This window comes from Acinetobacter pittii, assembly GCF_022449185.1.
Lineage (GTDB): Bacteria > Pseudomonadota > Gammaproteobacteria > Pseudomonadales > Moraxellaceae > Acinetobacter > Acinetobacter pittii_I.
In genome coordinates, this window is the sequence record NZ_JAKUKO010000003.1 from 296,461 (window position 1) to 309,403 (window position 12,943).

The window sequence follows — 12,943 nt, forward strand, 5'->3', positions numbered from 1 at the left end:
TTTTATGTGTCTGTGCTGACACATAAAAATATTTAGGTGCCAGCATGGAAATCAAGGTTAATTATCTCGACAATCTTCGACAGGAAGCTAAGTTCGATGACTTTACGGTAATTGCCGATCAACCAATTCGCTACAAGGGTGACGGTTCGGCACCGGGCCCATTTGACTACTTTTTAGCATCATCAGCATTGTGTGCAGCGTACTTTGTAAAAGTGTATTGTGCCGCTCGAGATATCCCAACCGATAATATTCGTTTATCGCAAAATAATATTGTTGATCCTGAAAACCGCTACAAACAAACCTTTAAAATTCAAATTGAATTACCAGCCGATATTTCAGAGAAAGATCGCCAAGGGATTTTACGTTCGATTGACCGTTGTACCGTTAAAAAAGTGATTCAAACGGGTCCCGAATTTATTATTGAAGAAGTTGAAAGCATCGATGCAGATGCGCAAGCATTGTTATTGCCAAGCTTAACTTCAGAAAGCCATACTTTTATTCAAGGTAAAGACCTACCGTTAGAAGAAACGATTGCCAATATGTCAGCTATTTTGGCAAATTTGGGCATGAAGATTGAAATTGCATCTTGGCGTAATATCGTGCCGAATGTATGGTCATTACACATTCGTGATGCACAGTCTCCGATGTGTTTTACCAATGGTAAAGGTGCAACTAAAGAGAGTGCTTTAGCGTCTGCATTAGGCGAGTTTATTGAGCGTTTAAACTGTAACTTCTTCTATAACGACCAGTTCTGGGGTGAAGAAATTGCCAATGCTGAATTTGTGCATTATCCAGATGAAAAATGGTTTAAACCGGGTCCAAATGGTGAATTACCTAAAGAAATCTTAGATGAATACTGTCTTGAGATTTACAACCCAGATGATGAGTTGCTTGGCACACATTTATATGATACCAACTCAGGCAACGTAGAGCGCGGCATTTGCTCGTTACCTTTTGTGCGCCAGTCTGATGGTGAAGTTGTATATTTCCCATCAAATTTAATTGAAAACTTGTACTTAAGTAATGGTATGAGTGCGGGCAACACTTTGGCAGAAGCTCAAGTTCAATGTTTGTCTGAAATTTTTGAACGTGCTGTAAAACGTGAAATTTTAGAAGGTGAAATTGCACTTCCAGATGTTCCTGAAGATGTATTAGCAAAATACCCAAGTATTGTTGCTGGTATTAAAGGTCTAGAAGAGCAAGGTTTCCCTGTATTAGTTAAAGATGCATCACTAGGCGGCCAGTTCCCTGTAATGTGTGTGACTTTAATGAACCCTCGTACGGGTGGGGTATTTGCGTCTTTCGGTGCGCATCCAAGTTTTGAAGTTGCGTTGGAACGTAGTCTGACTGAATTACTTCAAGGCCGTAGTTTTGAAGGCTTAAATGATTTACCTCAACCGACTTTCCAAAGTAATGCGGTCACTGAACCGAACAACTTTGTTGAGCACTTTATTGACTCAAGCGGTTTGGTATCTTGGCGCTTCTTTAGCTCTAAATCTGACTATGACTTTGTTGAATGGGATTTTTCTGGCGAAGGCGAAGAGTCGAATGCAGAAGAAGCTGCAACATTGTTCGGTATTCTCGAAGAGATGGGCAAAGAGGTATATATGGCAGTCTATGAGCACTTAGGTGCGACCGCTTGCCGTATTTTAGTACCGGATTATTCAGAAATTTATCTCGTTGAAGATTTGATTTGGGACAACACCAATAAGGCACTTTCATTCCGTGAAGATATTCTAAATCTACATCGTTTAGATGATGAGCAGCTTGAGGCATTGGTTGAGCGCTTAGAGGAATGCGAGTTAGACGATTACACTGAAATCACCACACTCATTGGTATCGAATTTGATGACAATACAGTTTGGGGTCAACTCACTATCTTAGAATTGAAATTGCTAATTTATGTTGCTTTACAACAATTTGAAGAAGCAAAAGAGCTCGTTGAAACTTACTTGCAATATAACACCAACACCGTTGAGCGTGGCTTGTTCTATCAGTGCATGAATGTGGTGCTGGAAGTAATGTTAGATGAAGAACTAGAGCTTGAAGACTACCTGACTAATTTCCGTCGTATGTTTGGTGATATACGAATGGATGCGGTATTAGGTTCTGTAGAGGGTAGTGTTCGTTTCTATGGTTTAACACCAACAAGCATGAAACTAGAAGGACTTGATCGCCATTTACGTCTGATCGAGAGCTATAAAAAGTTGCATGCAGCTCGTGCTAAAGCCGTAGCGATGTAATTTAAAAAAGTGAAAGAAAAAAGCCTATTTTTAAATAGGCTTTTTTTATAAAACAAATTTCTATTTTAGGCAGAAGCTTTAGTGATCTCTAAAGATTCTGTCACTGTTTGATCATCTTGCTGCTCACCCAAAGTATGTTTAGCCGGAATATAAGACATTGCGCGTTCTGCAAGAGCTGTAATGGTGAGACTTGGGTTAACGCCCAAATTTGCACCTAACATTGAACCATCTACAACATATAAGTTTTTATAGTTAAACACTCGGTTTTGTCCATCTACCACGCCGCGCTCTGGGCTTGAAGCAATTGCACAACCACCCATACAGTGGGCTGTAAAAGGTACGTTAAACAAAATTTCGGTAATAGTCGTCATGGGGTGGCCATTAAACATTTTGGCAACTTTTTCGGTAAATGCATTGGCCTGCGGAATATACACAGGTAGCTTTTTACCTTCGCTCGATAACACCTTGCCAAAAGGCCAGAACCAATTACGTTTCAAGCGCATATTAATTGAGGCATCAGCTGTTTGCATCACCAAGAAAATTAAAGTCTGACGTGCAAAACTGACCGGATTACTCATGCGAAGGAAAATAAATGGATGGCAAATAAGTGCCCATAGCCAAAAGAAGATACGCGTCCAACCCGGTTTACCTTTCGCCATATAAGTACACATAAGACCCATGGCATCTGAACCAGTTTGGTAACGAGTCGCTTCAATGTGCGTGTCATGGTCAATGTAAATACTTGAACCAATGGCCACACCTTTACTCATGTCGACATCTTTACCAAAAAAGCGAACACCTAAAATCGACTCGGCATTAGTACGTACCCGATTACCCAAATCATCAGAAATATTTGGCAGAGAACCTGATTGTTTTAAACGGAACAACATTTCTTGGGTTCCCAAAGAAGATGCTGAGAAAATCACGTTACGAACACGCCATGTACGGCGTTGTTTGTTAAACCATGAGCTTGAACATTCAGTCGTAACTTCATAGCCATCGCTGCCATCGGCTTTACCATTAAGTGGTTTAACATCAACAACTTTGGTTTCTTCGTAAACCTTGGCACCATTTTTTTCGGCAAAATACAAATAGTTTTTATCTAATGTATTTTTTGCGTTGTGTTTGCAACCTGTCATACAGCCGCCACATGCGGTACAGGTTCCGCGGTCTGGACCTTCGCCGTTAAAGTACGGGTCAGGGTAGGTCTTGCCACCTTGTTCACCTTCGGGGGGAAAGAAAGTTGCAACGCGCGTCGGTTTAAACGTATGTCCAACCCCAACTGCATCGCCCATTTTTTTGAGCATGTGGTCGGCAGGACCGAAAATTTTATTATCCGTCACCCCAAGCATACGTTCGGCTTCAGCATAGTGCTGTGGCATTTCATTTTTCCAGTCCGCTGCATCTGCCCACGTGCCTTCATCCCAAATATGTTCAGGTGGAACAAGTAGGGTATTGGCGTAGGTGATTGAACCGCCACCTACAGCATTACCGCAAATAATGGTGACATGGCGAAAAAAACGCATGTTGAAATAACCAAAAAGTTTCATGCCAGGGCGCCAAATCCAGCGACGGGTATTCCAGTTATTTTTAGCAAAATCTTTAGCTTCCCAGCGTCGCCCCATTTCCATTACAGCAACTGAGTAGCCCTTTTCGGTTAGACGGCAGGCAGAAACACTACCACCAAAGCCTGAACCAATAATGAGGTAATCATAGTCATAATTGTTTGTTGTCATGCCGAGGACTCCTCTCTGGCGATATTTTTATATTGACTGTGTATGTTTATCAATGAATTGCCCAATGCGCTCAATCGAGTCATTAGATTCTTTTAGTATACCCGCGTGGAATTGAAAAACATGTCCGACCTGGTCATAAACCCTTAAGTTCGTCGGAATACCATACTTTTCAGTTTGTTCAGCAAGGCGTTTTGCATCGTCTAATAAAACTTCTTCGGTACCGACATGAATTAGAATATGAGGTAATCCAGTTAAGTCGGCATAGAGTGGGGAACAGGTTGGATCGGTTGCCGATTTTTGGCCGCAATAGTTTTTTGCACACCAAGCTAACCAGTCCTCTGACAACATCGCATCTTGAGCAGCATGAGTTTTTATTGTGCTTCCAGAGAGGCTTAAGTCAACCCAAGGTGAAAGTAAAACTAAAGCTGCTGGTAAAGGCAATCCCGCATCCCGTATCGCAATTGCAGTACTCAAACTCAGTCCGCCGCCAGCAGAATCCCCAGCGATTACAATTTTTTTCGGGTCTTGTCCTTGGGTAAGTAAAGCTTTATAGATTGCAACTACATCTTCAATAGCAGCAGGGCTTGGGTGTTCTGGGGCTAGGCGATATTCAGGTAACCAGACTTGTGCTTGAGCTGCATGTCCGATTTGAGCAGCAAGCTTAGCGTGGCTTTTGCTACTGCCCACGACATAGCCACCACCATGTAAATACAAAATACCGAGACCTGACTTAATAGACCTAGGCAGGATATGAAGTGTAGGAACTTGAGCAATTATTTGCTTTTTTGTTTTATAGCCACGTGGCCCAAGCACAATAGCACTGGCTGCATTACTACAAAAACGTTGTAGCCTTAGTGGTGTTTTAGGGGATAAAGCTGGACGTAGTGTGGTACGGATGGTCCATGCAAGAAGCTGCTTCATAATAAGGACTCATACTAAGCATGTTAGATTAATCAGCATCTCTTAAGATTAAGAGCATGCTGACCACTATTTTTATTTTGCTGATTTGTTGAGTAGGCGAGTTTGCCAAGCAGTCGCGGCTGCAAAGATCTTTTGGTAACCCTGTGGAAGAATACGCTGAATCACATCAACGGCTTTTGCATCAGCTCCAATAAGTAAACGGCGACGATTCTTGCGAACAGCTTCCAAAATTTGTTGAGCTGCATCATCAGCAGGGGTGCGAAGTAATTTATCGAAAGCATCTTGGCTTTTTAGTGGGTCCATTCCTAAAGACTGGACGCTATTATTCATGCGGGCAGCTTTGGCAATATTGGTGCGAATACCACCCGGATGCACACAAGTCGCGCTCACACCAGCATTTTGCATATCAAGTTCTTGGCGTAATGATTCAGTAAAGCCACGAACAGCAAATTTACTGGCGTTATAAGCACTTTGGGTCGGTTGAGCTGTTAAGCCAAACATACTGGAAATATTAATAATATGCCCATCACCACTTTGCTTTAAGTAAGGCAAAAACTCTTTGGTGCCATAAACCACGCCCCAAAAATTAATACCAATGAGCCATTCAAGATCTTCGTAGCTCACCCCTTCAGCCGTACTACCTATTGCCACACCAGCATTATTAAAAATCAGGTTAACTTGACCATGCTCATCTACAACAGCTTTTGCCCAAGTTGCAACTTCATCACGCTTCGCCACATCGACTTTCTGAGTAGTGACTTTGACAGAATAGGGTGCTATCAGATCGACTGTTTTAGCTAATCCAGCTTCACTGATATCAGAGAGTGCCAGATGGCAACCTTGTTTGGCTAATGCAATGGCAAGTGCTTGTCCAATACCAGAACCCGCACCTGTCACAGCTGCGACTTTATTTTTAAAAGACTTCATAAAATTCTCCGTTTATTTTTCTCATTTCCTATGGTGAAGCTTGTTTAAGAAATAGCCGAAACCTGAGTGTAGTTTTCAACATCGAAGCGACGAGTACGTTGACGATATTCAAGAGTAAAACCTGGCCAGTTATTGGTATTTTTACCCTCAGCAGTTTGATACCAACTGGTACAACCTTGAGCCCAGACAGTTTTTTTCATTTTTTCTTGAATGCTTTGATTAAACTCATGTTGAACTTCTGCACGAACATTGGTGAACAGAAGTTTGTTTTTTAGAGTTGTTTGAATGGCATCTAAAATATAATTCACTTGGCTTTCAATCATATACACAATTGAGTTATGCCCGAGGTTGGTATTTGGTCCATACAACATAAAGAAGTTTGGAAAGCCGCTTACAGTTAAGCCAAGGTATGCTTCTGCACCATCTTTCCATGTGTCTTTTAAGGTACGACCATCAAGACCTGTAATCTGCATGGGCGCCATAAATTCTGTTGCGGCAAAGCCTGTACCATAAATAATGGTATCAACCTCTCTTCGATTTCCGTCCGTATCTAAAATTCCATTTTCAGTAATTTCTTGAATGCCTGTATTAATCACATCGACATGAGGCTGGGTTAGTGTTTCATACCAGTGGTTAGAGATTAAAATACGTTTACAACCAATTGGATAGTCCGGCATTAAGCGGTGGCGCAACTTACCATCTTTAACGACTTTACGGATGTGGCGCTGGAATAAATATTCCACCAAAGGCATTTCATTTAAAGAAGTTGTAAAAGCAAGTAGGCGAATTTCATGGTGTCCATATTGCAAGGCGCGGTCTAGACTTTGCAAAATCGGTAGTTTGCGGAAAGCTTTTTTCTCTAAAGGCTGGTAAACCCGATCTGGTTTAGGAATCACGTAAGGTGCCGAGCGTTGATAAACATCGAGATGTGCTACCTGTTTTGCAATTTCAGGGACGAACTGAATTGCACTTGCACCTGTACCGATCACTGCAACACGTTTGCCAGTTAAATCATAATCATTGTCCCAACGTGCTGAGTGAAATGCCTTACCCTTAAAGTTTTCAATACCTTTAAGTTTTGGATAAGCAGGACGGTTGAGTTGGCCTACCGCACCGACTAGAAACTCAGCTTCAAACTGTTCACCAGTCGTACTTTGAATGAGCCATACACCTTTTAGGGCATCAAATTTAGCACTGGCAATTTCAGTGTTAAATTTGATGTGCGGACGAAGGTCATATTTATCGGCACAGTGGCGTAAATATTGATAAATCTCTTGAGATGTCCCGTAGCGATTTTTCCAACCAAGTTCCTGTTCAAAAGAAAAAGAATAAAGATGTGACGGCACATCACATGCAGCGCCCGGATAAGTGTTGTCACGCCAGACACCACCTACATCGGCAGCTTTTTCAAATAGCGTAAATTGTTCAAAACCTGCTTGTTTGAGACGAATGGCAAGTCCTAGACCACCAAAGCCAGTGCCAATAATGGCGATGCGTACATTTTTATTTGAATTAGACGACGAATTAAACATGGGCTGCTCTAAATCCTTAAAAACAGTGAGCGAAAAAATCGCAATTTCCTGTATGCAGAATAGACGTTTATTAACTTGATTTAGAGGATGGATGAGGACAAAATATTGTGATTCGAGGACATTCTGAGCAATACAGTGAAGTATGCATGGGCATTTGAACGCAGTGTACATAGTGTTCGGTTAATGGCTGATTTCGCGATGGAATCAGGCATCTCTTATCAGACAATTTTGCAAGGGACTGGGCTTAGCCAACAACAATTACTCGACCCTAATATGGTGGTGACAGGCCATCAGGAATTACAGCTGATCCAGAACTTGGTTGAGCAACTAGGAGACAGACCGACATTAGGCTTAGAAGTGGGTACGCGTTATCATTTCACTACATTTGGGCCATTAGGTATGGCACTGATGAGTAGCGCCAGCATTCGCGAAGCACTGGATTTGGCCTTGACCTATTTTACCTTAACCTTTGCTTTTACCCGCTTTGATGTATCTGATACGCCAGAGGGCGTTCGCATCGAAATTGATGAGCAAGATATTCCTTTATCGGTTCGTCAATTTATTATTGAACGCGATGCCGCTGCGCTCATTACGGTACAGCGAGATTTGGTACAGGATAACTTTTGCCAGTATTTGGCTTTTTCTTTCCAACTCAAAGGTGATGCCGAGCCTTATCAGGACTTATTTGGCGTGATGCCAGAATTTGGTGTAGCTAAAAGCTTTGTAATTCTGGATCCGCAAAAAGTAGACCAAAAGTTGCTTATGGCAAATGAATTGGTTTTACATACAGCTGAAGAACAGTGCCGACAAATATTAGAGAAACGCCAATCACAAAATAAATTTACAACCTTAGTGCAACAGCAACTTATGAATGTGCGCGGGGAAATGCCATCTATGGATATAGTCGCTGACCGATTGCATTTAAATGTTCGTACTTTACGCCGTCATTTGGCATTAGAGAGGATGACTTTTATTCAGATACGTGAAGAGGTTAGACAGGTTCTAGCTGAGCAATATTTGGCATTACCAAAAGCTTCGGTTGAGCAGATTGCCGAGTGGTTAGGTTATGCAGAACCTGCCAGTTTTATTCATGCTTATAAAAGATGGCATGGGAAAACACCTCATGCCATGCGGCTTAACAACCAATAATCAAATTATCTTTATTTCTTTAAACGTAAATGCAGCAAACGTGTTGCTGATGTATGGCGAATTTCATCGGTCCGTGCATTAAAATATCGTTCAGTAATGGCTTCACCTGATAAGTCTTCGACTACTTCGAACCCCATTTTTTCAACGGCTTGATGTAAATCTGAGGGTTTAAATTGACCTAATAAAGGTTCTTTAAGTAAATGGGTAAATTGTGCAACACCCATACTTCCAAATCGCTCAATACCGTTTAATTCCTGAAAATCGGTCGAATAGTCGAGTACCACTTCGCTACCGTTTGCAGCAAATTCAGCAATACTTTTTAAAGTTTGCAAGGTCGTTTGCGGGTTTAAATAGTGCGTTGTGCCTAACCACGAAAAAAATGCAGGAGCAGATGAATCATAGATACTTCTGGTCAGAGCTTCTGAAATAGACTCTTTCTCAAAGTTAATGGCAACAAATTCAACGGTAGCAGGAATATTGCCTAGCTTTTTTAGCTTGGCTTGTTTGGCCGCTTGAGTATCAGGATGATCCACTTCAAAAATTTTCAAAGTAGGGTAATGGTGTGATTCACGTAGTGCAAAAGAGTCTAGGCCAGCACCCACTAATACATATTGTTGAGTATTTTGTTGAACTGCTAGATTAAGTAAATCTTCGGCATAACGGGAGCGCCCGACCACTTGCCCAGTAAGTAAACCTAAAGTACGGTTTAAAACCGCAGAATTCATGACTTTAACAATCAGTGGGTTAGAGAGAAGTTTTTTCCAACCTTTACTCGTTAGTTCAAAAGCATAAGGGTCTGAAAATACAGGGTTCTGTGTATTTTGAAAATGATTGGCTCGTAATGCAGCAGCGGCTTCAGCAGTACGGCTTGATTGTCCTTCTTTCATCTTTATCCTGTTTTTTTATTTCTTGAAGATATTCAACGAAGAAGGCAGTGTATTTTATGAAAACCTAAAATACACTGCCTATTTCTTACAACTGATTTGATCGAAAATACAAATTAGTGAGTTTTTGTCGTTTGATACGTCACTTCATAATCTTTCAAATCTACTTTTTTCAAACGTTGTTTAAGTTTTTTCAATGACCAAGGCCATGCAGCAAAGTTACGACCGTTGGCATCAAGGTAATAACTCTTACATCCGCCGCTATTAAATACCGTTGTTTGTAAGTGCTTTTGTACTAAATCATTATGCTTTTTAATCACATCAGATTTAACATTTAACTTGCTAATTCCTTTGTTTTTAATTTTCAATAAGCCATCTACGATATAGTCGAGCTGTGCCTCAGCTAAACCAATGAAAGAATCATAAACCAGTACGTTAGGTCCTAAAATTAAAAATGCATTTGGTACATTTTCAATGTTGGTACCCAAGTAAGCCTCTGGTGAACTATCTTTCCAAATATCTTGTAAACATTGACCTTTTTCATTGTGGACACGTTTACCAATTGGTGGATGAGATACTTCAAAGCCTGTACCCCAAATAATCACATCAACTTCGTGGCGTTCACCATTGGCAGCAACCACTGTGTTGCCTTCTACTTTTACTAAACCATGTGGAATAAGTGTGGTATTCGGTGCTTGTAGAGCAGGGTAGTAGTTGTTAGCGAATAAAATACGTTTACAACCAATGTCAAAGTTCGGCGTTACGTTTTTACGTAGCACTGGGTCATTAATTTGCAATTTAAGTAATTGCTTACCCAATACATTTACTGGTTTTAGGGCAAGTGGATTACGTAAACCAAAGTTAATTGCATTCAGTGTTAACGCTACACTTTTACGCCAGCTCGCCTGAATCGCCGGATATTTAGCAATGACTGATTTACTAAACTCGCCCAAGTCTGTATCTGGTTTTGGTAATACCCAAGGTGCTGTACGTTGGAACACAAACAGTTCTTTCGCTTTTGGTTGAATTTGTGGCACAAACTGAATGGCAGATGCGCCAGTACCAATTACGGCAATGCGTTTACCAGTTAAATCATAATCATGATTCCATTTAGCTGAATGGAACATCTCGCCTTTAAATGTTTCTAAGCCTTCAAGACGTGGAATTTGAGCTTCGGTAATTGGACCTGTGGCAAAAATAACGGTTTTAGATAAATATTGACCAGTACTGGTATCAAGTACCCACACATGACGTGAGTCATCCCACGCTGCGTTGAGCAGTTCGCTATTAAACTCGATTTTAGACGTAACATTAAACTCGTTACTCACATCTTCCAGATAACTTAAGATTTCTGGTTGGCGCGCAAATAAATGGCTCCATTTTGCACTTGGTGCAAATGAATAAGAGTAAAGAGCAGAAGGTACATCACAACCACAACCTGGGTAGGTATTTTCACGCCATGTTCCACCCACGCGGCCAGCTTTTTCAATAATCTTATAATTGGTATAATCAACTTGATCTAGGCGAATGGCAGCAGCGATCCCGGAAATGCCCGCACCCACAATAAAAGTATCGAAAATATGGCTTGGTGATTTGACAGCTTTTTTTGCTGATGCATTTGTTTTCATTTGAGCAGTCATATGTGTACTACCTATAAATTTCTTATTTAAATAATTTGTACGATGTACCAAGGAACTTGGTATACAAGCTTGGGGATGCACGTTTCATGAGCCAGAATAACTTCGCATCAATTTGAGGAATGGTATACATCTCATCCTGATCAAGGCGATTAAGTGTTAATCTTGCAACATCATCACTTGTGGTCAGAGCATAGTTCATCAGTGCATGGTCTGCCAGCTTTGAATAGCGTCCTGGAATTCGACCATTTTTAATGATATTGGTGGGTACCAGCGTCGGGCAGAGCACGTTTACCTTAATGTTAAACTTACGCAGTTCGGCAGAAAGCGTTTCTGAAAGCGCACGCACACCCGCTTTAGTCACGTTATAAGCAGTCATTTCTGGTGCAGCCGTGTAAGATGCAGCAGATGCCACATTAATAATCGCGCCATAACCTAACTTTTTAAACTTGGGAACAAATGCATGACAACCATGAATAACACCCCAAAGGTTAATATTCATAACCCAGTTCCAGTCTTCTAGGCTGAGTTCGTCAAATTTACCGCCTAAACCTACTCCAGCATTATTAATGACAAGAGTCACAGGGTGCCCAAGTAAGATTTCAGCAGTTTCAGCGAGATGGTTAACTTGTTCAGCATTACCCACATCACAGCGCATAGCAAAAGCTTTTGCACCTTCTTGTTCAAGAAGTTTTACTGTTTCTTCAGCAGCTTCCAGATTAATATCTGCACACACTACGCTGCCGCCACGTTTCGCAAGTTCAATTGCAAAACTTCGACCAATCCCACTGCCTGCACCCGTCACTACGGCATAAGCTTTTTGGCTTGGTTTAACTTTCTTTTTGCCAAATAAAATCATGATTCATCCATAAATAGCTTGAAGAGATACCAGCTACCTATTCGATAGCTGGAAATGCAGGACGATTAAGACATGCGTACTGGTGGGGTAAATTCTTTAACAAAGTAAGGAGCAATTGCGCCGCCTTCGGTCAGCAATTTCTTTTTGTAATACTCAAGATATTCAGTTGTATCATGATCATTTGGATGAAAGTCAGGACGTAAGTAGTCAAGAATTTGGCCAATCGTACTGCCGAAAACTCCATCTTTTGGACCAAAGATTAAGCCGACACCGCGACGAGCATCTTTCCAGAATTTCAAAGTCAGCATCTCTTGCGGCTTTCTTAATACTGGCACAAATAATGTAGTCGCAGGGATTAAACCTAAGATTGTAAATAACGCGAGGAAGAAACCAGACGCACGTAGTGCATAACTACCATTTAAAAGTTGATAGACATCGTAGGCAATATCTTTATGCTCAGACTCTTCAAGCATATGCCACATCCAAAGTGCACGGCTTTTTTCGTCATCTGAATAATAGAAGTTCTTTTCGTGCTTCATCATGTATTCAGCAAGTACCGCAGTAAAATGCTCAATACCCGCCATCATTGATAATTTGAGTGGCTGTGGAAACTTTAAGAAAACATACTTAAAGAAGTTTGAACCAAGAAAACGATATAACGCAACAGGATATTCAGCATCTTGAAGGGCATCGTTATATTCATTGTGCAATTTTGAGTGAATTGCTTCTTGACCAATCAACGACGTTACTCGCTGCTTTAATATTGGATCTTTGATAAATTCACGGTGATGGCGAGCGGTTTCAATAACCAGATCTTCGCCATAAGTTAAAAACACTGAGAGTGTGGCAAAAAACAAAGTAGCAAATTGATTGTCCATATAGAATCTGACATCAATTTCTTTACCATCAAAACCAATATTTAAATGTCTGATTGGAATTGAGCTTTTGCTAGCAAAATCTGGTAGCTCAATTTCACGCTGAAATTTAAGTTTGTTGAATGATTTTTTAACTGCGGTCGAGATCATGGCGACACCCTGAAGCAAAGTAGTGGTGCA

General features: G+C 41.0%; 10 protein-coding genes. 2 read left to right on the plus strand and 8 right to left on the minus strand.

Features of this window, described 5'->3' with window-relative positions; all coding sequences use genetic code 11:
- The first annotated feature begins 44 nt into the window (after positions 1-44).
- A complete protein-coding gene (locus MKX14_RS10075) occupies positions 45-2,243 on the plus strand; it encodes an OsmC domain/YcaO domain-containing protein (protein ID WP_240282376.1) in 2,199 nt (732 codons plus the stop codon).
- A 65-nt stretch (positions 2,244-2,308) separates the two neighbouring features.
- On the opposite strand, the gene choB is transcribed toward MKX14_RS10075, so the two are convergent.
- The 4 genes from choB to MKX14_RS10095 all read right to left on the minus strand — a co-directional run bounded on the left by choB (position 2,309) and on the right by MKX14_RS10095 (position 7,359).
- Complete coding sequence (choB, locus tag MKX14_RS10080; RefSeq protein WP_086264388.1) at positions 2,309-3,979, minus strand: GMC family oxidoreductase; 1,671 nt, start codon at positions 3,977-3,979, stop codon at positions 2,309-2,311.
- A 27-nt stretch (positions 3,980-4,006) separates the two neighbouring features.
- On the minus strand, positions 4,007-4,900 hold the full coding sequence (bah, locus tag MKX14_RS10085) for an alpha/beta hydrolase (RefSeq protein ID WP_240282377.1): 894 nt from the start codon (positions 4,898-4,900) through the stop codon (positions 4,007-4,009).
- A 72-nt stretch (positions 4,901-4,972) separates the two neighbouring features.
- A complete protein-coding gene (locus tag MKX14_RS10090; RefSeq protein WP_117345833.1) occupies positions 4,973-5,827 on the minus strand; it encodes an SDR family NAD(P)-dependent oxidoreductase in 855 nt (284 codons plus the stop codon).
- A 44-nt stretch (positions 5,828-5,871) separates the two neighbouring features.
- Entirely contained in the window at positions 5,872-7,359 is a 1,488-nt protein-coding gene (locus MKX14_RS10095) for a flavin-containing monooxygenase (RefSeq protein WP_240282378.1), read from the minus strand.
- A gap of 135 nt (positions 7,360-7,494) precedes the next feature.
- Here MKX14_RS10095 and MKX14_RS10100 point away from each other — a divergent pair, with 135 nt between their 5' ends.
- Positions 7,495-8,508, plus strand: a complete 1,014-nt coding sequence (locus MKX14_RS10100; RefSeq protein WP_240282379.1) for an AraC family transcriptional regulator — start codon at positions 7,495-7,497, stop codon at positions 8,506-8,508.
- Positions 8,509-8,519: 11 nt separating this feature from the next.
- Here MKX14_RS10100 and MKX14_RS10105 read toward each other — a convergent pair whose 3' ends face one another.
- The 4 genes from MKX14_RS10105 to MKX14_RS10120 all read right to left on the minus strand — a co-directional run bounded on the left by MKX14_RS10105 (position 8,520) and on the right by MKX14_RS10120 (position 12,913).
- Positions 8,520-9,395 carry a class I SAM-dependent methyltransferase gene (locus tag MKX14_RS10105; protein WP_240282380.1) on the minus strand — a complete coding sequence of 292 codons (876 nt, stop codon included), beginning with the start codon at positions 9,393-9,395 and terminating at the stop codon, positions 8,520-8,522.
- Positions 9,396-9,508: 113 nt separating this feature from the next.
- Positions 9,509-11,032 (minus strand): flavin-containing monooxygenase, encoded by a 1,524-nt coding sequence (locus MKX14_RS10110; RefSeq protein WP_240282381.1) that lies wholly within the window; start codon positions 11,030-11,032, stop codon positions 9,509-9,511.
- Between the two features lie 22 nt (positions 11,033-11,054).
- Positions 11,055-11,888: an SDR family NAD(P)-dependent oxidoreductase gene (locus MKX14_RS10115; protein ID WP_017386375.1), complete on the minus strand. Its 834-nt coding sequence runs from the start codon at positions 11,886-11,888 to the stop codon at positions 11,055-11,057.
- Positions 11,889-11,953: 65 nt separating this feature from the next.
- Positions 11,954-12,913 (minus strand): metal-dependent hydrolase, encoded by a 960-nt coding sequence (locus MKX14_RS10120; protein WP_005070390.1) that lies wholly within the window; start codon positions 12,911-12,913, stop codon positions 11,954-11,956.
- Positions 12,914-12,943: the final 30 nt, after the last annotated feature.